Below are 21,021 nucleotides of genomic sequence, written 5' to 3'. Positions count from 1 at the left end.
TAAGCTCCGCAAACCATCCCCTCACTCTCACGCTCCCAAGCGTGCCAACCTCCCTGTGGGGAGCTTTAGGTCAGGACACCATGTCTGATTTAAGCCTTCGACTGCAGCAGGCGCACAGCCAGTTACCCGTCAACAGCTATTTCGACGAGGCGCTGTTTCAGCGTGAGATGACAGAGCTCTTCGGCCGTGGCCCACGTTACGTGGGTCACGCCGCCAGCGTGCCCGAGGTGGGCGACTACCATGTGCTCGCCCACGAAGGCAACGGTCGTGTGCTGGTGCGCCAGCGTGATGGCTCCATCACCCTGCAATCCAACGTCTGCCGCCATCGGCAGGCCGTGATGTTGCAGGGCCGCGGCAATCTGCAAGCCGAGGGCAAGGGCCATGCCGGGGGCAACATCGTCTGCCCGCTGCACCGCTGGACCTATACGGGCAGTGGTCAGTTGATCGGCGCCCCGCATTTCGCCGAGGACCCCTGCCTGCACCTCAGCCAGTACCGGCTGCAAGAATGGAACGGCCTGTTGTTCGAGGACGGGCTGGTCAACGGCCCACGCGGTGGCCGTGACATCGCCACCGATCTGGCCGGTATGGGCCCGCGCGCGGAGCTGGACTTCAGCGGCTACACCCTGGACCGCGTGGAACTGCACGAGTGCAACTACAACTGGAAGACCTTCATCGAGGTCTATCTGGAGGACTACCACGTCGGCCCCTTCCACCCGGGCCTGGGCCGTTTCGTGACCTGCGACGACCTGCAGTGGGAGTTCAAGGAGCATTACTCCGTGCAGACCGTGGGCGTGTCCGAGGCCTTCGAGCGACCGGGTTCGCCGACCTACCAACGTTGGCACGATGCCTTGCTCAAGTACCGCAACGGACAGAAACCCGAGCGCGGCGCCATCTGGCTGACCTACTACCCACACATCATGGTGGAGTGGTACCCGCATGTGCTGACGGTCTCCACCCTGCACCCCATCAGCGTGGACAAGACACTGAACAAGGTGGAGTTCTACTACCCCGAGGAGATCACCGCCTTCGAGCGAGAGTTCGTCGAGGCTCAGCAGGCCGCCTACATGGAGACCTGCATCGAGGACGACGAGATCGCCGAGCGCATGGACGCGGGCCGCAAGGCCCTGATGCAGCGCGGGCAGAACGAAGTCGGCCCCTACCAGAGCCCCATGGAGGACGGCATGCAGCACTTCCACGAGTGGTACCGCAGGCAGCTGGGTCTGTAAGGCGCGTCATTGCCCCGACCCCGCCGCAGGCGGGGTCAAACGGACGCGCGACGTGTCCACGACGGCAGACCCGTCCGTCGCAGCGATCCAGGGTCGGAAGCCAAACGAAATTCCGGGTGTAATACGGGCTTCGCAACTCTGCGGCGCCGCCCTGGGCCGCTTTCCTATGCAAGCCCTCTGGATGGTTCTGGGCGCCTTCTTCTTCGCCACCATGGGTGTGGCGGTGAAGTACGCATCAACGTCGTTCAACACCTTTGAACTTGTTTTCTACCGCAGCATCGTCAGCCTGATCTTCCTGGGCCTGGTGCTGCGCAGGCAAGGGGTCAGGCTCGCCACGCCGGTACCCGGCATGCATGTCTGGCGCAGCCTGATCGGCGGTTTCTCGATGATCGCGTGGTTCTACGCCATCGCCCACCTACCCCTGGCCACGGCCATGACGCTCAATTACATGAGCAGCATCTGGGTGGCGGCTTTCATCATCGGCGGCGCGCTGCTGACCACATTCAGCCTCACCCAGGCGCAACGTCAAGGCCCCATGCTGTTCATTGTCCTGCTGGGCTTCGCGGGCGTGGTGCTGGTGCTGCGTCCCACCATCGACCACGACCAGTTGCTGGCCGGACTGATTGGCTTGCTGTCCGGCATGAGCGGCGCGCTGGCCTATATGCAGGTGACGGCCTTGGGACGCGTGGGTGAGCCCGAGGGGCGCACCATCTTCTACTTCGCCTTCGGCACCCTGGTGATGGGCCTGATCGGCTGCTTCATCGTGGGCTTCACGCCTTGGGCCCACGCGCAATGGGAGGCCGCTGTCTGGCTGGTGCCCATCGGCATCCTGGCTTCGCTGGGCCAGTGGTGCATGACCCGTGCCTACAGCCGCGGCCACACGCTCACGGTGGCCAGCCTGCAGTACTCCGGCATCGTCTTCGCGTCGATCTACAGCCTGATGCTGTTTGGCGACCAATTGCCGCTGTCGGGCTGGCTGGGCATCGCGCTCATACTCGCAACCGGCGTCGCCGCCATCCTGCTGCGCGAGCGCACCGTGCCGAACACGCCCGCCGAAGACCACTAAGACCACGCGCCACACCCCCCACATGTCCTACAGCACACTGATTTCCGCCGCCGAACTCCAAAGCCTGCTGCGCGAGCGCAAGCCGCTCATGATCTTCGACTGCAGTTTCGACTTGGCCCAACCCACCGAAGGTGACGCCCAGTTCGAACGACTGCGCATCGCCGGCGCCGTGCGCGCCGACCTGAATCGGCACCTGAGTGCCCAGGACCCGGCCCAGGCAGTCAACGCAGGCCGCCATCCGCTGCCCCAACGCGAGGTCTTCGCGCAATGGCTGACCCGTGTCGGTTTTCATGCCGGCATGCAGGCCGTGGTCTACGACCGCCAGAGTTCGAGTTTCTGCGTGCGCCTGTGGTGGATGCTCAAGTGGGTGGGCCACGAGGCCGTGGCCGTGCTCGATGGCGGCCTGCCCGCCTGGCAGGCGATCCAGGGCCCCGTGGCCAGCGGCCCGGTCGTAGCGGCAACCCCAAGCGGCAACCCGCCCTTCCAGCCAGGCAAGCTGCTGGCACGGCTGGCCACGGTGGAAGATGTGCGCACCCACCTCAACCAGTCGAGCCTGCAAACCCTGATCGATGCCCGCGCCCCGGCCCGCTTTCGCGGCGAGTTGGAACCGCTCGACCCGGTGGCCGGCCACATTCCGGGCGCGCTCAACCGGCCTTACAGCGACAACTTCGGCCCGGACGGCAGATTCAAGTCGCCGGCTCAGTTGCGCGCGGAGTTTGACGCCCTCCTGGGCGGGCGCCGCCCGGCCACGGTGGTGCACCATTGCGGCAGCGGCGTCACCGCCACGCCCAATCTGCTGGCCATGGAACTGGCCGGGCTTGGACGCGCCGCGCTGTACGCTGGCAGTTGGAGCGAATGGTGCAGCGACCCGGCACGCCCCGTTGCCAAGGGCTGACGCTGCAGCGCCCGTGAAAGCCCGGGGCGGCAGCGCCCTGGCCTCTTTGATGCACCGTGCGCGCTCGTGCCCCGTCAGCGCCCCAACCGGTCGGAAGGCGAGGCATCGACCTCGCGTGAGTTGACGTCGATGACCTCACCGGCATCGCGCGCATCGGACCGAGCGCCTCGCCGAAAAAACTGCGCCTGCGTCTGACGCAGGATGGTGAAGGCCAGGGGCTGCACGGACCGTCCCATCAGGCGGGCGACGAGTGCATACACGCCCCAGCCCAGGATCATGAAGAGGCTCAGCGCCAGCACGAACACCATCACCAGCAGACCGAGCAGCAGCAGTCCGAGGCGAAGGAAAAAACCGAAGACGGCGAAAAAGAGACGTTCAAAACGCATGAAGGAAGCCTCGGAGTTCAATGGGCATGGGCCATGGTACCCGTCAGCATGACCAGCCCGATGCCCGCCAGCAGCCAGCTGATCTGGGCCAGGGTCGCGGTCAAGCTCAGGCGCTTTTGCAGTTGAGGAATCAGATCGGCCAAGGCGACATAGATGAAGCTGCTGGAGGCAATCACAAGGAAGTACGGCAAATAATCGTGCAACCAGTCCAGCAGCCACCAGCCCAGCACGCCACCCAGCGCGGTGATGGCTCCGGCCAATGTCACCTTGAGCAAGGCGGCACGGCGGGTGCCACTGGCGGCCCGCAGAACCACCAGGTCGCCCATGTGATGCGGGACCTCGTGCGCCAGCACGGCCACGGCGGCGATCACGCCCAGGCGCAGATCGGCCATGAAGGCGGAGGCGATCAGGATGCCGTCGCCAAAGCAATGCACGCTGTCGCCCGCCAGCACGGTCCAGCCCCCGGACATCGGAGCGACCCCGGTGCGGCCATGGCCGTGCCCGGCGTCATGGTCTGCATGGTGGGAGTGCCCGCCGCCATGCCCCTCCTCATCATGGGCGTCGTGGTGATGCGCATGCCCATGGTGATGTTCATGGCCGTGGTGCCAAAGTTCCGCCTTGTCGAGCAGGAAAAAGAACAGGACACCACCCAGCAGGATGATGAACAGGGTGTGCGCATCGATGCTGTGCACATGGGCGTCTTGCACAGCCACCAGCCGCGCCAGATGGGCGGCGCTTTCAAAGGCTTCAGGCAGCAGGTGCAGGAAGGCGGCCCCCAGCAAGGCCCCTGCGGCCAGGCTGAGCATGTGCTGGGTGTAACGCGCCAGGCTGTGGCTGAGCGCGGCGGCCAGCCATACGCTGCCGATGCCGGCCGCCAGCGTGCCAAGCAGAATCGCGAAAAAGGTCGTCATGTCCGGGATTGTCCCAGACCTGTCAAGCCCCTGAGGTCTGCACCGACGCTGCGCCTGGGTGGCGTGCTGCCCGCACCGCCCCAGCGGGCGCTAGGGCTTTAGACCACGCCGTTCAGCTTGAACCAGGCCAGGGCGCGCTTCCAGCCGTCCTCGGCCGCTTCCTTGCGGTAGCTGGGCCGATAGTCGGCGTGGAAGGCATGCGGCGCATCCTTGTAGACCACGAATTGCGAGGCCTTGGCGTTGGTGTTGCCCGCCGCGAGCACCTGTTTCATCTGGGCGATGCTGTCCTGGGGAATGCCGGTGTCGGCCTCGCCATAGAGCCCCAGCACGGGGCCCTTCAACTGTCCGGCCACGTCCACGGGTTGTTTGGGTGTCAGGTCGCTGCTCGCGCCCACGAGTCGGCCATACCAGGCCACACCGGCCTTGATGGCGGGGTTGTGGGCGGTGTACAGCCAGACCTGCCGGCCGCCCCAGCAAAAGCCCGTGACACCGACGCGCCTGAGGTCACCGCCATGCGCGCCGGCCCAGGCCAGCGTGGCGTCCAGATCAGATTGCACCTGCGCATCCGGCACCTTGGAAATGACCTCGCTCATGAGCTTGCCGATCTCGGTATAACTCTTGGCATCGCCCTGGCGGACGAACAGCTCGGGCGCGACGGCCAGATAGCCCGCGTGCGCGAAGCGTCGGGCCACGTCGGCAATGTGCTCATGCACGCCGAAGATCTCGGACAGCACCAGCACCACGGGCAGGCCCGTCTTGCCCGCAGGCTGCGCCCGGTAGGCTGGAAGCTTGAAGCCGCCTTGCGCGGGAATGGTGACCTCGCCCGCAGTCAGCCCATCGGCTGTCGTGGTGATCACGGTCTGCGCCATGATGGGCAGCACCGAGGCCGCGTAACCGACCCCCAGGGCGGTCTTGATGACTGTGCGCCGACTGGCGCCGGCCTGGGCAGACGGGTCGGCGGGCATCGACAAAAGGGACTTGAATTCGCTGTCGAGATCGGCATTCAACATGGGAACCTCCTGCACATGCGTGGTATGGGCGCCCAGTGTAGGGGCCAGCCAAAGCCCTGAGCGCAGAAGGCGTAAACCCACCGTCAACCGCACAGCGCCATGCATCCCGAAAAGCCCGCCACCGTCACCGGACGACAGGCTTTTCCAACCTGGTCAGCGGTAAAACGGCTCGACTTTGCCCTTGAGCTTGAGCAGCAGGGGCTGGCCCTTGCGGTCCAGCGTCTTGCCGGCGGGCACCTTGATCCAGCCCTCGCTGACGCAGTATTCCTCGACGTCGTGACGCTCCTTGCCGTTGAAGCGTATGCCCACATCGTGTTGAAACACAGCCGCCACATGATGCGGGCTGCGGGCATCGATGGACAGATGGTCCGGCAATTCGGGGCGGTTGGCCTGAGACCCGGCCTGGGGTTCGGTGTTGGTGTTCATGCCCCAGATTGTCCTTCAGCAGCTCAGGCTGCCTCGACCTCGATCATGGGCAGGGCCCGCATGGCCGCCGCCGTCAGTTCCAGCGAGCGCAGCCGCAACTCGGCCTCGTAGACATCGGACACCACGATGAATTCGTCGGCTTGGGTCAGCCGCGCCAACTGCGCCAAGCCTTCCCGCAAGGTCTGCGGTCCGCCAATCACGGCCACGCCCAGAAAATCCGCGATGGCGGCACGCTCCTGGGGGTGCAGGTTGTCCATGTAGTTCTCCACAGGACGTGGCAAGAGACCGCGCTTGCCAGTCACGATGCCCAGCACGCGCTGGAAGGTGCTGCTGGCCAGGTAATCAGCCTCGTCGTCGCTGGGTGCAGCCACCACCGGCACGCCGATGGCCACATAAGGGCGGCTCAGGACCGCCGAGGGGCGAAACAAGCTGCGGTACAGCTCCAGCGCCTGCGAGAGATACCGCGGGGCGAAATGGGACGCGAAGGCGTAGGGCAGGCCCAGCTCCGCAGCCAGGCGAGCTGAGAACAGGCTGGAACCCAAGAGCCAGATCGGCACATTGGTGCCCGCGCCAGGCGTGGCCGTCAGGCGCTGCCCTGGCTGGGCCGGGGCCAGCAGACGCTGCAGCTCGGCCACATCCTGGGGAAAATCTTCCTCGCGCTCCACACGATCACGCCGCAAGGCGCGCATGGTCATCGGGTCCGTGCCGGGGGCGCGCCCCAGACCCAGGTCGATGCGGCCCGGGTACAACTCGGCCAGGGTGCCAAAGGCCTCGGCCACCGTCAAGGGCGCATGGTTGGGCAACATCACGCCGCCCGAGCCCACGCGGATGCGCTGCGTGGCGCCCGCGATGTGGCCAATCAGCACGGCCGTGGCCGAACTCGCGATGCCGGGCATGTTGTGGTGCTCAGCCAGCCAGTACCGGGTGTAGCCCAGGGTTTCGATGTGCTGCGCCGTGCGCACTGCGAGGTCCAGGGCTTGGCGCACCGTGCCACCTTCGCGCACGGCCACCAGGTCCAGCATGGAATAGGAAGGAAGGCGCGACGCGCCATCGGATGCGCCAGCCGGCGCCAAATGCTGCTGCGAGGTATCCATGGCCGAAGATTGTCGGCCAAGCCCTTCGTTTGCGCAGAGGCTGGGCGAACAACCCTGCCCCGGGCAGTTCATCCCTGCCAGTCGAGTTGCGCCGCGCGACGATAACGGTACAAGAGCACCCGCACGCGCTGCACGTAAGCGCGCGTTTCGCCATAGGGCGGCACGCCCGCATGGGCCTGAACGGCCTGCGGTCCAGCGTTGTAGGCGGCTGCGGCCAGGCTCACGTCGTTGCGGAAGCGCGCCAGCATCTCGGCGAGATAACGAGCCCCTCCGTCGATGTTCTCGCGCGGATCATGGGGCCGTCGCACACCCAGGGCACGCGCCGTCGCGGGCATGAGCTGCATCAAGCCGCGAGCGCCTCTGGGTGAGCGTGCATGGGTGTTGAAGCCAGACTCGGCGTGGATCACCGCGCGCACCAGGGCGGGGTCCAGTCGGTGCCGACGGGCCGCGGCGTCGATTTCCCGGGTGTACACCCTTGGGTAGAGCGGCGTGGTGTGCCAGTCCCCGCGGTCGTGCAAGGAATGGGTGTCGCAGGCAACGCAGACCGCCCCGCCCACCGGATGCGGGCTACGGGTGATGACCCGATCAGGAAACAGTGCCAAGCCACCTTCGACCGGCCCACGCACCTTGAGCAGCACGGGCAAGGCCGCAGGCCGGACCTCGGCTTTCGCAAACCCCGCCAGTGTGACGACGGACATCGCCATCAGCAACCAGCCAGCAATGGACAAGAACGGGCGCCGCCGCCAGACGAGCAGGCCACGAAACACGGCAATGGACAGGCGCATGACGATGCTGGTAGTTCGTTCGCGAAAGGGGCCGGCTCAGGACAAAAGAAAAGGGCTTGCCACTGGTGAGCGGCAAGCCCTTGTATCTTGGCGGAGTGGACGGGACTCGAACCCGCGACCCCCGGCGTGACAGGCCGGTATTCTAACCAACTGAACTACCACTCCGCGTTGGTGTGACGTTCGCCCATGGTGCTTGATTGCTCTCGCACTACGGGCCAAGTGCCACAAAACTTGGCGACCCTACGGGGATTCGAACCCCGGTACTCACCGTGAAAGGGTGATGTCCTAGGCCTCTAGACGATAGGGTCAAAACCTTGGGACTCGAAACTCAAGGAGTTTCTTAACCATCTCTCGACGCTTAGGTGGTGGAGGTAAGCGGGATCGAACCGCTGACCTCTTGCATGCCATGCAAGCGCTCTCCCAGCTGAGCTATACCCCCTTAAATTTCTTTAAGGTATCTACCCCGCCGAAGCGTCGTGAGCCTCAAATTATAGGGGAAAAATCACACCTTCTGCAAGCGGGCCAAAACTTTTTCGCGCGGTAGCAGCGCCAGCACGGCGTCGAGCGACGGCGTCTGCGGCGTGCCCAGCACCAGCACGCGCACAGGCATGGCCAGTTGCGGCATCTTCAAGCCCTGCTCCTTGTTCTGGGCCAGCACATCCTTGATGGCCGCCGCAATGGTCGTCTTGTCCCAGACCGTCAAGACCTGCAGCTTGTCCACCAATTGCGACAAGGCCGGGCGGATCGCATCGGTCAGGTGCAACGCGCGGTCTTCCGCCCGAATCTCCACCGCATCGCCATAGAATTTTTCAGCCCAGTCCGCCAACGCCACCGTGGTATCACACCGGTCCTTGAACAGACCGCAGATGCCGGCCAGGCGAGCGTCCACCGCGACACCCCGCTTCTGGAGTTGCGCCGCCACCAACTCGGCCAGCGCATCGTCCGACATCACCTTCAAGTGCTGGGCGTTGACCCAGCGCAGCTTGGCTTCGTCGAACTGAGCCGCGCTGCGGCCCAGGTGGTCGAGGTTGAACCATTCCAGGAACTGCGCGCGGCTGAAGATCTCGTCGTCTCCGTGGCTCCAGCCCAGGCGCGCGAGGTAATTGACCATCGCATCGGGCAGGTAACCCTCGTCCCGGTACTGCGTGACGGGCTTGGCGCCGTTGCGCTTGCTCATCTTCTCACCCTGCTCGTTCAGCACGGTGGGCAGATGGGCATAGACCGGGGGCTCCTTGCCCAGCGCGCGGAAGATGTTGATCTGGCGCGGCGTGTTGTTCACGTGGTCATCGCCCCGGATGACGTGGGTGATGGCCATGTCGATGTCATCGACCACGACGCAGAAGTTGTAGGTGGGCGTGCCCACGGCCTCGCCGTTCTGAGCCGGGCGGGCGATCACCAAATCGTCCAACTCCTCGTTGCTGATCTCGATGCGGCCTTTCACCTTGTCATCCCAGACGACCGAACCGCCCAGGGGGTTCTTGAAGCGCAGCACCGGCAACACGCCCTCGGGCACGGGAGGCAGTGTCTTGCCCGGCTCGGGCCGCCAGGTACCGTCGTAACGCGGCTTCTGCTTGGCCGCCATCTGGCGTTCGCGCAGGGCATCGAGCTCTTCCACGCTCATGTAGCAGGGATAGACATGGCCCGCCGCCTGCAACTCGGCCAGCACCTGCTTGTAGCGGTCCATGCGCTGCATCTGGTAGAACGGACCTTCGTCGTGGTCCAAGCCCAACCACTGCATGCCTTCGATGATCACATCCACGGCAGCTTGGGTCGAGCGCTCAAGGTCGGTGTCCTCGATGCGCAGGATGAAGGTGCCCTGATTCGCGCGCGCAAAGGCCCAGGGGTAGAGCGCGGAACGGATGTTGCCGAGGTGGATGAAGCCCGTCGGGGACGGTGCAAAACGGGTTCTAATTTTTGTCGTCATATCAGACCAAGGTGTTCAGGCCGCGCGCAATGTCATCCTGCACGTCTTGCGGATGTTCCAAGCCCACAGCCACGCGGATCAGTCCCTGGCCAATGCCGGCGGCCTGGCGCTGTGCTTCGGACAGCTTGCCGTGCGAGGTGCTGGCGGGATGGGTCAGCAAGGTCTTGGTGTCGCCGAGATTGGTGCAGAGCGACAAAACCTGCATGGAGTCCAGCACGTGGAAGGCTCGCGCACGGGCCTGCTCGGGATTGCTGGCTTTGACCTCGAAGGACAACACGGCGCCGCCCAGGCTCATCTGCCGCATCGCCAGAGCATGCTGCGGGTGGCTGGCCAGGCCCGGGTAATAGACCCGCGCCACGGCGGGGTGCTGTTCCAGCCACTGCGCCAGTTCCAGCGTCAGCGCGCTTTGCGCCTTCATGCGGATGTCCAGCGTCTCCATGCCCTTGAGCACGACCCAGGCGTTGAAGGGCGAGAGCACCATGCCGCTGTTTTTCTGCACCGGCAGGAACTTCTCGATCACCATCTTCTCGGTGGCGCACAAGGCCCCCGCCATGACACGACCCTGGCCATCCAGGTACTTGGTGCCGGAGTGCATGACGATGTCCGCACCCAGCGCGATCGGGCGTTGCAGGGCGGGCGTGGCGAAGCAGTTGTCCACGGCCAGCAGCGCACCGGCGTTGTGCGCGAGTTCGGCCAGCGCGGCGATGTCGCAGACTTCGGTCAGCGGATTGGTTGGCGTCTCGGCGAACAGCAACTTCGTGTTCGGACGGATGGCCGCCTTCCAGGCGGCCAGATCTGTCTGCGGCACCGTGGTCGATTCCACACCGAAGCGCGCGAACTCGGAACCGATCAGCTTGATGGTCGAGCCGAACATGGACTGCGAGAACACGACGTGGTCACCCGACTTGAGCAGGGCAAAGCACATCAGCATGATGGCCGACATGCCCGTGGACGTGGCCATGGTCGCCTCGCTGCCTTCCAGCGCGGACAGGCGCTGCTCGAAGCTCGTCACCGTGGGGTTGCCGGAGCGGCCGTAGGTGTAACCTTCTTCCTCGCCCGCGAAACGGCGCGCCGACGCCTCGGCGCTGGGCTGCACATAGCCAGTGGTCAGGTACAGGGCTTCGGAGTTCTCACCGTACTGGCTGCGCTCGACGGCGGCGCGCACCGCCAGGGTCTGGAGCCGCAGGCCCTCGTGTCGATGGCCGCTCATCTAGTCGCCTCGATGGTTGGGCAAGGCCAGTCGAGAAGTGTCCACATCGTCCTCCTCGGCCTTGACCCGGTTGGAATTCATGCGTTCGATGTCCTCGGCCTGGATGTCGCCGGTGACGTACACACCATCGAAGCACGAAGCCTCGAAACTCGCCAGCTTGGGGCCAAGCTTGCCTATGGCCTGCTTCATGCCATCCACATCCTGGTAGATCAGCGCATCGGCGCCGATGATCTGGCGCACCTCCTCCACCGTGCGACCATGCGCCACCAACTCCTCCACCGTCGGCATGTCGATGCCGTAGACATTGGGGTAACGCACGGGCGGGGCGGCGCTGGCCATGTAGACCTTGTTGGCCCCAGCCTCGCGCGCCATCTGCACGATTTCCTTGCTGGTTGTTCCTCGCACGATACTGTCGTCCACCAGCAGCACGTTGCGTCCCTTGAATTCGCTGGTGATGCAGTTGAGTTTCTGGCGCACGCTCTTCTTGCGCACCCCTTGGCCGGGCATGATGAAAGTACGGCCGACGTAGCGGTTCTTCACGAAACCCTCGCGGTAGGGCAGGCCCAGCAGTTGCGCCAGTTGCATGGCGCTGGGGCGGCTGGATTCCGGAATCGGGATCACCACGTCGATCTCGCTCGGCGGCACCGTGGAGATCACGCGCTTGGCCAACGACTCGCCCAGATTCAAACGGGCCTGGTAGACCGAAATGCCGTCCATCACCGAGTCGGGCCGGGCCAGGTAGACGAACTCGAAGATGCAGGGGTTGAGGCGCGGCAGGTCCACGCACTGTTGGGCGCTGATCTGACCTTCCAGGTTGACGAAGATCGCCTCGCCGGGCGCGATGTCGCGCTCCAGGGCATGGCCTGTGCCATCCAAGGCCACGGATTCGCTCGCGATCATCACGCCACCCTCGGCGTTGCGGCCGAAGCAGAGCGGGCGGATGCCATAGGGGTCGCGGAAGGCCAGCACGCCATGGCCCGCGATCAAGGCAATCACGGCGTAGGAACCACGGATGCGCTTGTGCACCTGGCGCACTGCGGAAAACACATCGCCCACGCGCAGCGTCTTGCCGCGCGTGGCTTTTTCCAGCTCATCGGCCAGAACATTCAGCAGCACCTCGGTGTCACTCTCGGTGTTGATGTGGCGGTGGTCGGTGCTGAACAGCTCGGCCTTGAGCGCCTGCGCGTTGGTCAGGTTGCCGTTATGCACCAGCACAATGCCAAAGGGCGCGTTGACGTAGAAAGGCTGGGCTTCCTCCTCGCTGTAGGCATTGCCAGCAGTGGGATACCGCACCTGGCCCAGGCCGCAGTTGCCCGGCAGCGCGCGCATGTTGCGCGTGCGAAAGACGTCCCGTACCATGCCCTTGGCCTTGTGCATGAAGAACTTGCGGTCCTGCTGGGTGACGATGCCCGCAGCGTCTTGCCCGCGGTGCTGCAGCAACAGCAAGGAGTCGTAGATCAGTTGATTGACGGGCGCGTTGCTGACAACGCTGACGATTCCACACATAAGGCATCCCCCTTCAGGGCAACTTTCCCAACGAAAACAAACAGCCGCGATCGATCACGGCAGATATTGGGCCACACCTGCGGGCAACAAGGGCTTGAGCTGCTGCAATGCCCAGGTAGAGGCATGGGCTGCGCGGGATTCCTCCCACCAGGCGCTTTGACGGAACGAAGTCATCAACACCCCCACCGTCAGTGCCAGCATCAGGATAACGGCGCGCAGCACGCCGAAGGCTCCGCCCAACATGCGGTCCACCGGGCGCAGGCCAGCCTGCTCCACCAACTTGGGGATGGCCCAGACCACCAGCCCGCCCACGAACACCGACACCACGAACACCAGCACATAACCCACGACACGCACCAGTGCCAAGGGCTGCCCATCCAGCGGCAACCAGTGGCCGACATCCTCGCCCAGCCATTGCGCGAGCAACAAGGCCAGCAGCCAGTTCAACACAGCCAGCACCTCGTAGACGAAACCGCGCCACAGACCCAAGCTGATCGAGACCAGCAGGCCAATCAGGAAAAAAGTGTCGAGCAAGGCCATGGCGATGGACTACGGTGCCGCGTAGCGGCGCTCACAGACTCAGCACGTCGGCGGCCATGTCCAGCTGCCGGATCTTGGCGGCGGCACGATCGGCCTCGGCCTTGCTGTCGAATGGCCCCGCACGAACCCGGATGCGCTGGCCTTCCTTGGTTTCGATCACCTGGGTGTAGTGGCGCAGGCCCGCGCGCTCGAGCTTGCCGCGTGCGGCCCGGGCACGGGCCGCGTCACCAAAGGAACCGACCTGCACCACGTAACGCACCTGGGCCTCAGTGGCTGATGGGCTCTTCGCGTCCTGGTTCGCCGTGACGGCGGGCGCCTCATCCTCAATAGATCGGGCCGTGCCGCTGGGGCGCGCTGCCTCCGCACGCGCCGAGCTTCCACCTGGCCCGGCAGGGCCGGACGGCAAGCCCAGCGGCGCCAGTTGGTCACGCGCGGGAATCAGGATGGGCAGATCCTGGGCCACGGGGCGCGGCTCCTTATCGACCAGGAGAGGAAATCCCACGATGCCCGCCACCACCAGGATGGTCGCGCCGATCAGGCGATTCTTGGCGCGGCGGCGCAACGCCTCCACGCTTTCGGGCTGCGCAGCCGGTGCGGGCTGCTCATCACCGCCCTTGCGGAACTTGAAAAAGGCCATGCGTTCAGGCTAGAGGGCCAGGCGGGCTGGCGTGCGAAGGTACGGACTCGGGGGCAGACTCAGGGGGCGGACGTCAGGTGTCGTGCCGGCAAGCGCGGCACGCCATCTCTAAGTACGCCGCCCACGGTGTGGAAAGACCCGAAGACCACGATTCTATCAGCGGGGTCTGCCGCAGCCATGGCTGCGTGCAGGGCCTGCAGGGGATCGGCATGCAGCGTTGCCACAGCCTGGGCCGGCCAGGCCGGGCCAGCCGGGCGTGTCGCCTTCACAGCCTGCCAGCCGGCTTGCAGCTGCGCCGCCGTGGCGGCGCGCGGCGTGGGTAAATCGGTGAAATACCAGTGATCGACCAGGGGCATGATGCGCGCGAACATGGGGGCCAAGTCCTTGTCCGCCATGGCACCGAACACCGCGTGGGTACGGGGGAAATAAGCCATGGCATCCAGATTGGCGGTGAGCGCGGCCACAGCGTGCGGGTTGTGCGCCACGTCCAGCACCAGGGTGGGTTGGCCCGGGATGATCTGGAAGCGCCCCGGCAAGGCCGCCAAGGCCAGGCCATTGCGCACGGCCTGCGCGGTGACGGGCAGACGATCGCGCAAAGCCGTCAGTGCGGCCAGCACGCCCGCAGCGTTCACAAGCTGGTTGGCGCCACGCAGGGCAGGGTAAGCCAGGCCGCTGTAGCGCCGGCCACCCTTGGCCGCGCTGGAGGCCCAGTTCCACTGCTGCTTGTCCCCTGCATAGTGAAAATCAGATCCTGAGCACCAAAGCTCGGCCCCAATGGCGCGCGCGTGGTCAATCACGCTCTGGGGCGGCATCGGATCGCTGACCACCACCGGCCGCCCCCCGCGCATGATGCCGGCCTTTTCACGACCGATGCTCTCGCGGTCTGGCCCGAGCAACTCCATGTGATCCAAGTCGATGCTGGTGATGACGGCGCAATCGGCGTCCAGGATGTTGACGGCGTCCAGGCGACCGCCCAGCCCCACTTCCAGGATCGCCACGTCCAGCCGGCCGTCGGCATGGGCCTGGGCCATGCAGTCGAGGATCACCAGCGTGGTGAATTCGAAGTAGCTCAGGGTGATTTCGGCGCCCTCGCCCATGCGGGCGCGCTCGACACGCGCGAAACCAGGGAGCAGGGCCTCGGCCCGCGCGATCTCACCACCCAGGCGCAAGCGTTCCTCGAAGTGCACAAGGTGCGGCGAGGTGTAAACCCCAGTGCGGTAGCCCGCCTGGCCGAGGATCGCCTCCAGCATGGCACAGGTCGAACCCTTGCCATTCGTGCCAGCCACCGTGATCACGGGGCAATCCAGCTTCAGGCTCATGCGCCGAGCGACGGTCCGCACTCGTTCCAGGCCCAGGGTGATGCCGTCCACGCCCTTGGGATGCAGGCGCTCGCAGTGCGCCAACCAGTCTTGCAATGTGTTCAATTCCGACATAGGCCAGAATTGTCCCCCATGAAGAAAAGCATCACTCTTTACGGCATTCCCAACTGCGACACGGTGAAGAAGGCCCGTGCCTGGCTGGCTGAACAGGCCGTGGAAGTCACCTTCCACGATTTCAAGAAGCAAGGCGTACCCGAGCAGCGGCTGGATGCCTGGATGGCTGCCGTGGGCTGGGCAAAGCTCGTGAATCGCCAAGGCACGACCTGGCGCAAGCTGGACGCCGCCGCGCAGGCAGCCGTCACGGACGAGCAAAGCGCCCGCGCCTTGATGCTGGCTCAGCCCAGCATCATCAAACGGCCGGTGGTGGAGTGGTCAGCCTCAGAGGTGACTGTGGGGTTTGACGCGACCGATTGGGCGCGGCAGCTCTAGCAGCCCCAGGCAAAGTCGACAGGGCTCACGGGCCTGGGCGAAGGCACGAGCCGACGGCGGCCCATGCCTTGCACGGTCGAGTTCAGAACGTCATGGACGAACTGAGGTTGAGCATGAAGCTCTGCGGTACCGTGTCGCCTTCGTACTTGATCTCCTTCAAGCCGTAAGCCAGGTCCAGGTTCACGCCGAACCAGGTCAGCCCGGCGGTTAGGTAGCTCAGCTGTGTGCCCACCTGGTTGGCGCGGTAACCGGCACGCAGGCCCGGAACCCAGAAAGTATTGCTCACATACCCAGCACCGACCGAGAACCACTGGTACTCCCGACCCATCGGGTCCTTGATGGCATTGACGTCAGTCGCCAGGTCGAGCACCCAATGCTGGTCCGCACTGTGCAGCGCGCCCGCGAGTTGCATCTGCGGCTTCATGGTGTAGGTCGCACCGGATTGCAGCTCAGCCCTTACATCGGGATCGCTGTAGCCGGACAGGTCCAGCCTGTTGAACTTGAATTGGGGGCTGTTGAGGTTGTTCACCCAGGCTCCAGCCGTGTAGTGACGACTGGTCCACTGCGCCCCCAGGTCCAGCCCCAAGCCGGTGCTGTCGCGCGACTGTGCATCGTCCAGCGCGTCTTCGGCGTCATCTTCGTCAGTGAGTCTGACTGTGGCCCGCACCAAGCGGAGATCGTAGTACTTGAGCCGTCCACCGACCGTCAACCATCCTGACGCCCATGACTCCGGTGAGGCCGCCGATTTCCAGACATTGTGGCTGTAACCCACGCCATACTGCTTCACCAGCGCGCCTTTGACGAGCACCGAACTTTCATTGTTTTCTGCGTCTTCGTAGTCAAAGTCGGCATTTGCTTCGTACACATCATCCGATGTGCCGGGCGTTGCGTCTGGCCCCGGCCCTACATAGCTTGCAGACACCGTGATGGCGCTGGAATCCAGCGCGGCCAGCGATCGCGTCACTACACTTGTATTGGCAACAGCCTGAAAGCTCGCGTCGAAAACTACGCTCCCGCCAAGGGCCTCCACCGTCATCACAAAAGGTGTCAGCGGGACCTGGGCCTCGCCAAAAACGGTCACATGGCCTTCTCGAGCCAGGGACCGCAGCACTGGATTGACCACATCGATGACGTCGGTGTTGACTCTGTTGACGACGTAATTCTTCAGTGCCGTTTCTGCCTCGGCCTGGCTTGAATTTCCGCTTAATTGGGAGGTCAACTCAGCCTCGGTGATCGTGAACCGCTCCAAGCGCTCACTTGCGTCATCGATTTGATCCTCAACATCATCTAGCGCCCCAATCTCGTACCCCAGGCCAAACGACAGGAGACCTGCGCGGAACTGACCACCCCGCCCCTGCTGAAGCACTGCTGCGGGCGAGGCCGGGTTGCGAGTCGCGGCCCGCCCGAAAGGGCTGACCAGAGGCGCCGACACCGGCGAGGGTCGATCACCGCCTTCGACGGTTTTAACCGTTGCGTCCGGCAAAGGGGCCGGCTTGGCAGCCACGCCTGGAACAGCAGATTCCTGCGCCTTCGGCGCTGCAAGCTGAGCCAAGAGGATGCCAGTTGGCGCACTTTTTTCTACAAGTTGAGGAGAGCGCTCTTGATCGGCCGGCGTGTCCGAGAGAACAGAAACATCGGGATCAGACCGGCCGCACGCCAACCAGCCCTTGCAGGCGGAAGTTTGTGCAGCGGTATTGACGGCCTTGGGCTCTGGGGCCGCTCTCGCGGCATCGGCGGGACCGCAAGCCAGCCAGCCCTTGCAGGCCGTGCTCGAAGCATACAAAGCGCGGACTGGAGCCGCAACGGGTTCAGCGGCCAACGCATAGCCACCAGCCGACAACGTGGCGGCGGCCAATGCATGTTTTAGTTTGATCATGGGGTTCATACGTCCTCTATCGGCATCTGGTCAAGTTTGCTTGAGACTGCTGTGTTCCATCAACAGCCACGTTTTACCAGCCAATCGAGGTCTTTAGAATCGGGTTTCCGTCTTTATTTCCCCCTTGCATCTGCCGCTCCTCATTCATCCATGACCACTGCAACCCTCAACAGCGTTTCCGTCACCACCCAAGCCAACGTCTATTTCGACGGCAAATGCGTCAGCCACAGCATCTCCCTGGCTGATGGCACCAAAAAATCGGTGGGTGTGATCCTGCCCGCCACCCTGACCTTCAACACCGGGGCGCCCGAAGTCATGGAAGGCGTCGCGGGCTCCTGTGAATACAAGCTCAAGGGCAGCGAGACCTGGGTCAAATCGGGTGCTGGGGAAAAATTCAGCGTTCCAGGCAACACCTCTTTCGAGATCCGCGTGAGCGGCCAGCCGTACCACTACATCTGTCATTTCGGCTGAGACCAGCCCTATTTGCCCTCCGCTGACGCCTCACGAAGAACAACCCCCATGGCCACCATCCTGCAATCCCTCCCCACCGGCCAGAAGGTCGGCATCGCCTTTTCCGGCGGACTGGACACCAGCGCCGCCCTGCTCTGGATGAAGAAGAAGGGCGCCGAGCCCTATGCCTACACGGCTAACCTGGGCCAGCCCGACGAGAGCGATTACGACGCCATTCCCAAGAAGGCCATGGCCTATGGCGCCAAGCTCGCACGCCTGATCGACTGCCGCCGCCAGCTCGCACACGAGGGCATCGCCGCGCTGCAGTCCAACGCATTCCACATCAGCACGGGCGGCGTGACCTACTTCAACACCACGCCGCTGGGCCGCGCCGTGACCGGCACCATGCTGGTGGCGGCGATGAAGGAAGACAACGTCAACATCTGGGGCGACGGCTCGACCTTCAAGGGCAACGACATCGAGCGCTTTTACCGCTACGGCCTGCTGACCAACCCCTCGCTCAAAATCTACAAGCCCTGGCTGGACCAGACCTTCATCGACGAACTCGGTGGTCGCAAGGAGATGAGCGAGTTCCTCATCGCCAACGGCTTCGACTACAAGATGAGCGTGGAAAAGGCCTACAGCACCGACAGCAATATGCTGGGCGCCACGCACGAAGCCAAGGACCTGGAACACCTGAACAGCGGCATCCGCATCGTCAACCCCATCATGGGCGTGGCGTTCTGGAAAGACGACGTGGTGGTCAAGCCCGAGGAAGTGACCGTGCGCTTCGAGGAAGGCCAGCCCGTGGCGCTCAACGGCCAGTCCTTCAACGACCCGGTGGCCCTCATCCTCAAGGCCAACGAAATCGGCGGCCGCCACGGCCTGGGCATGAGCGACCAGATCGAGAACCGCATCATCGAGGCCAAGAGCCGCGGCATCTACGAAGCCCCCGGACTGGCCCTGCTGCACATCGCCTACGAGCGCCTGGTGACCGGCATCCACAACGAGGACACCATCGAGCAGTACCGCATCAACGGCATGAAGCTGGGCCGCCTGCTCTACCAGGGCCGCTGGTTCGACCCGCAGGCCATCATGCTGCGCGAGGCCGCGCAGCGCTGGGTGGCGCGTGCTATCACCGGCGAGGTCACGCTGGAACTGCGCCGTGGCAATGACTACAGCATCCTCAACACCGAGTCGCCCAACCTGACTTACGCGCCCGAGCGCCTGAGCATGGAAAAGGTGGAGGACGCGCCCTTCAGCCCCGCCGACCGCATCGGCCAGCTGACCATGCGCAACTTGGACATCACCGACACCCGCGCCAAGCTGGGCATCTACACCCAGACCGGTCTGCTGTCGGCCGGTGAAGGCGCGGAGCTGCTGTCCTTCAAGGGCTCCAAAGCATGAGCACGGGCGACGAGCAGCTAGGCGACATCCGGCGCCTGGGCGTCGGACCGCGCCTGAGCGAGGCCGCCATCCACAACGGGGTGGTCTACCTCGCCGGCCAGGTCCCCGACGATGCCACCAAGGACATCCAGGGTCAGACCGCCGAGGTGCTGGCCATGGTGGACAAGCTGCTGGCCGAGGCGGGCAGCGACAAGACCCGACTGCTACGGGTGCAGATCTACTTGGCCGACATGGCGGATTTCGCGGGCATGAACGCGGTCTGGGACAGCTGGGTCAGCCCAGGACACACGCCGCCGCGCGCCACCGTGCAGGCCAGGCTGGGCAATCCGGATTGGCGCATCGAGGTGGTCGTGACAGCGGCAATTTGACGACCGTCCCGCTCCCCTGATCCGTCTGGGGCGGTTGGTCATCACCGCCTCGCCGATGGCCGCAATACCCTTTACCCGCCTTAAACCCAAGGCTGCGCCGCAAACACCAAGGCCCGCGACCTTGCGGTCGCGGGCCTTGCTGCTGAGAGAGACGAGGCCGAAGCCTGGTCTCAGGCCGTGTGCAGGATCAGGTACGGACCATGCGCAGTTTGCGCGCGAACTCCTGCAGCGCGGCAATGCCACTTTCCTCGGCGCGGTGGCACCAGGCTTGCAGATTCGCGAGCAACTGCTCGCGGCTGAGTGAGGTGTTGAGCCAGAGCTGGCGCAGTTCCTCGCGCATCGTGACCATCTTGTCCAGCACGGGCGAAGCTGCACGGGCCTGGGCCAGTTGCGGCGCGGCGGAGGCAGGGGCCTTTTCCGCGTCGCGGTGCAGCCAACGGGCGGCAGCCTTGAGCGCGGAGCTGTCGGTCACACGGGTCTTGAGCGCGGTCAACTCACCACGGAAGGCTCGCTTCATGCCGTTGGCGTACTCCGCCATGATCTCATAGCGGTGGGCGATCAGCGCCTCCAGGGTCTTGTCGTCGGCCACGGGCTTGATGTCGCCCAATTCGAGCTTGGGCGGCGTCTTCTTGACCTTGGCCAGGCCTACGGCACTCAGCATGCGGATGTAGAGCCAGCCGATGTCAAATTCATAGGGCTTGACCGACAGCTTGGCCGAGGTCGGGTAGGTATGGTGGTTGTTGTGCAACTCCTCGCCGCCGATGATGATGCCCCAGGGCGAGATATTGGTGCTGGCGTCGACCGCTTCGAAATTGCGGTAGCCCCAGTAATGACCGATGCCGTTGATGATGCCCGCGGCGGTGATCGGAATCCAGGCCATCTGCAAGGCCCAGACAGCCGCGCCTGCCGCGCCAAACAGGGCGAGGTTGATGATCAACATCAGGCCCACGCCTTGCCAGGAGTAACGGGTGTAGAGGTTGCGCTCAATCCAGTCATCAGGGGTACCGTGGCCGTAGCGGGCCATGGTTTCCTTGTTCTTGGATTCGGCACGGTACAGCTCGGCGCCCTCGGTCAGAACCTTGCGAATGCCGTAAATCTGCGGGCTGTGCGGGTCTTCCGCCTGTTCACACTTGGCGTGGTGCTTGCGGTGGATGGCAGCCCATTCCTTGGTCACCATGCCCGTGGATAGCCACAGCCAGAAGCGGAAGAAGTGGGAGGCGATCGGGTGCAGGTCCAGCGCGCGGTGCGCCTGATGGCGGTGCAGGAAGATCGTCACGCTGGCGATCGTGATGTGCGTCGTCGCCAGGGCATACAGAATGATCTGCCACCAGCTCAGATTCAGCAGGCCGTTCGCCAGCCAATCGACGATGGCGTTGAACACAACCGAGTCAGTTACGAACATAGAATTCTTTCAAGATATGGAAATTGGATACGGGGGCAACTTCCCAACCCCCCGTTGGAGTCTCCGACCCTCTTTTGGTTTCATTCTGGATCTG

Annotated in this window: 21 protein-coding genes and 3 tRNA genes; 7 read left to right on the top strand and 17 right to left on the bottom strand. The window is 64.4% G+C overall.

Going from position 1 to position 21,021, the window contains the following annotated elements:
* Positions 1-80: 80 nt before the first annotated feature.
* The 3 genes from AZ34_RS05655 (at position 81) to AZ34_RS05645 (ending at position 3,187) form a co-directional block, all read left to right on the top strand.
* Positions 81-1,226 (top strand): aromatic ring-hydroxylating oxygenase subunit alpha, encoded by a 1,146-nt coding sequence (locus AZ34_RS05655; RefSeq protein ID WP_035605742.1) that lies wholly within the window; start codon positions 81-83, stop codon positions 1,224-1,226.
* Between the two features lie 166 nt (positions 1,227-1,392).
* The gene (locus AZ34_RS05650; protein ID WP_035605740.1) at positions 1,393-2,292 is read left to right on the top strand and encodes a DMT family transporter; all 900 of its coding nucleotides are present in this window, start codon (positions 1,393-1,395) and stop codon (positions 2,290-2,292) included.
* 22 nt (positions 2,293-2,314) lie between these two features.
* Positions 2,315-3,187 (top strand): sulfurtransferase, encoded by an 873-nt coding sequence (locus tag AZ34_RS05645; RefSeq protein ID WP_035605738.1) that lies wholly within the window; start codon positions 2,315-2,317, stop codon positions 3,185-3,187.
* 74 nt (positions 3,188-3,261) lie between these two features.
* Here the strand turns inward: AZ34_RS05645 and AZ34_RS05640 are convergent, their stop codons facing one another.
* From AZ34_RS05640 to folC, 15 genes are all read right to left on the bottom strand, one after another.
* Complete coding sequence (locus AZ34_RS05640; protein WP_035605735.1) at positions 3,262-3,573, bottom strand: hypothetical protein; 312 nt, start codon at positions 3,571-3,573, stop codon at positions 3,262-3,264.
* Positions 3,574-3,590: 17 nt separating this feature from the next.
* Complete coding sequence (locus AZ34_RS05635) at positions 3,591-4,484, bottom strand: ZIP family metal transporter (protein WP_035605733.1); 894 nt, start codon at positions 4,482-4,484, stop codon at positions 3,591-3,593.
* 98 nt (positions 4,485-4,582) lie between these two features.
* Complete coding sequence (locus AZ34_RS05630) at positions 4,583-5,494, bottom strand: dienelactone hydrolase family protein (protein WP_035605730.1); 912 nt, start codon at positions 5,492-5,494, stop codon at positions 4,583-4,585.
* A gap of 153 nt (positions 5,495-5,647) precedes the next feature.
* Positions 5,648-5,920, bottom strand: coding sequence for a DUF3297 family protein (locus tag AZ34_RS05625; RefSeq protein ID WP_035605728.1), 273 nt, complete (start codon positions 5,918-5,920; stop codon positions 5,648-5,650).
* Positions 5,921-5,943: 23 nt separating this feature from the next.
* Positions 5,944-7,014, bottom strand: a complete 1,071-nt coding sequence (locus tag AZ34_RS05620; protein ID WP_419670199.1) for an LLM class flavin-dependent oxidoreductase — start codon at positions 7,012-7,014, stop codon at positions 5,944-5,946.
* Positions 7,015-7,082: 68 nt separating this feature from the next.
* The gene (locus AZ34_RS05615; protein ID WP_051509557.1) at positions 7,083-7,799 is read right to left on the bottom strand and encodes a lytic transglycosylase domain-containing protein; all 717 of its coding nucleotides are present in this window, start codon (positions 7,797-7,799) and stop codon (positions 7,083-7,085) included.
* Between the two features lie 88 nt (positions 7,800-7,887).
* Positions 7,888-7,964: transfer RNA gene (locus AZ34_RS05610), tRNA-Asp, on the bottom strand.
* Between the two features lie 67 nt (positions 7,965-8,031).
* A tRNA-Glu gene (locus AZ34_RS05605) sits at positions 8,032-8,107 on the bottom strand.
* A 55-nt stretch (positions 8,108-8,162) separates the two neighbouring features.
* A tRNA-Ala gene (locus tag AZ34_RS05600) sits at positions 8,163-8,238 on the bottom strand.
* A 63-nt stretch (positions 8,239-8,301) separates the two neighbouring features.
* The gene (gene gltX, locus AZ34_RS05595; RefSeq protein WP_035605725.1) at positions 8,302-9,723 is read right to left on the bottom strand and encodes a glutamate--tRNA ligase; all 1,422 of its coding nucleotides are present in this window, start codon (positions 9,721-9,723) and stop codon (positions 8,302-8,304) included.
* Position 9,724: 1 nt separating this feature from the next.
* Positions 9,725-10,933 carry an O-succinylhomoserine sulfhydrylase gene (locus AZ34_RS05590; protein WP_035605722.1) on the bottom strand — a complete coding sequence of 403 codons (1,209 nt, stop codon included), beginning with the start codon at positions 10,931-10,933 and terminating at the stop codon, positions 9,725-9,727.
* Entirely contained in the window at positions 10,934-12,439 is a 1,506-nt protein-coding gene (purF, locus tag AZ34_RS05585) for an amidophosphoribosyltransferase (protein ID WP_035605719.1), read from the bottom strand.
* Between the two features lie 54 nt (positions 12,440-12,493).
* Positions 12,494-12,979: a CvpA family protein gene (locus AZ34_RS05580; RefSeq protein WP_035605716.1), complete on the bottom strand. Its 486-nt coding sequence runs from the start codon at positions 12,977-12,979 to the stop codon at positions 12,494-12,496.
* Positions 12,980-13,010: 31 nt separating this feature from the next.
* Positions 13,011-13,616, bottom strand: a complete 606-nt coding sequence (locus AZ34_RS05575) for an SPOR domain-containing protein (protein WP_035605714.1) — start codon at positions 13,614-13,616, stop codon at positions 13,011-13,013.
* 59 nt (positions 13,617-13,675) lie between these two features.
* The gene (gene folC, locus AZ34_RS05570) at positions 13,676-15,049 is read right to left on the bottom strand and encodes a bifunctional tetrahydrofolate synthase/dihydrofolate synthase (protein WP_035605712.1); all 1,374 of its coding nucleotides are present in this window, start codon (positions 15,047-15,049) and stop codon (positions 13,676-13,678) included.
* A gap of 18 nt (positions 15,050-15,067) precedes the next feature.
* Between folC and AZ34_RS05565 the strand changes: the two genes are divergently transcribed.
* Positions 15,068-15,424, top strand: coding sequence for an ArsC family reductase (locus AZ34_RS05565; RefSeq protein ID WP_035605710.1), 357 nt, complete (start codon positions 15,068-15,070; stop codon positions 15,422-15,424).
* A gap of 82 nt (positions 15,425-15,506) precedes the next feature.
* Here the strand turns inward: AZ34_RS05565 and traF are convergent, their stop codons facing one another.
* Complete coding sequence (traF, locus tag AZ34_RS05560; RefSeq protein ID WP_081767099.1) at positions 15,507-17,309, bottom strand: conjugal transfer protein TraF; 1,803 nt, start codon at positions 17,307-17,309, stop codon at positions 15,507-15,509.
* Between the two features lie 141 nt (positions 17,310-17,450).
* Between traF and AZ34_RS05555 the strand changes: the two genes are divergently transcribed.
* From AZ34_RS05555 to AZ34_RS05545, 3 genes are read left to right on the top strand one after another with little or no spacing between them, the layout of a single operon-like run.
* The gene (locus tag AZ34_RS05555; protein WP_035605702.1) at positions 17,451-17,771 is read left to right on the top strand and encodes a pyrimidine/purine nucleoside phosphorylase; all 321 of its coding nucleotides are present in this window, start codon (positions 17,451-17,453) and stop codon (positions 17,769-17,771) included.
* 48 nt (positions 17,772-17,819) lie between these two features.
* The gene (argG, locus tag AZ34_RS05550) at positions 17,820-19,157 is read left to right on the top strand and encodes an argininosuccinate synthase (RefSeq protein WP_035605699.1); all 1,338 of its coding nucleotides are present in this window, start codon (positions 17,820-17,822) and stop codon (positions 19,155-19,157) included.
* On the top strand, positions 19,154-19,525 hold the full coding sequence (locus tag AZ34_RS05545) for a RidA family protein (RefSeq protein WP_035605696.1): 372 nt from the start codon (positions 19,154-19,156) through the stop codon (positions 19,523-19,525). Before argG ends, AZ34_RS05545 begins: the two co-directional genes overlap by 4 nt.
* 187 nt (positions 19,526-19,712) lie before the next feature.
* Here AZ34_RS05545 and AZ34_RS05540 read toward each other — a convergent pair whose 3' ends face one another.
* Complete coding sequence (locus AZ34_RS05540) at positions 19,713-20,927, bottom strand: fatty acid desaturase (RefSeq protein ID WP_035605693.1); 1,215 nt, start codon at positions 20,925-20,927, stop codon at positions 19,713-19,715.
* Positions 20,928-21,021 lie beyond the last annotated feature (94 nt).

Source organism: Hylemonella gracilis str. Niagara R, from assembly GCF_000600295.1.
In the GTDB taxonomy this organism is placed as follows: domain Bacteria; phylum Pseudomonadota; class Gammaproteobacteria; order Burkholderiales; family Burkholderiaceae_C; genus Hylemonella; species Hylemonella gracilis_A.
The sequence above is the reverse complement of the archived record's forward strand: the minus strand, read 5'-3'. Positions and strand labels throughout refer to the sequence as shown.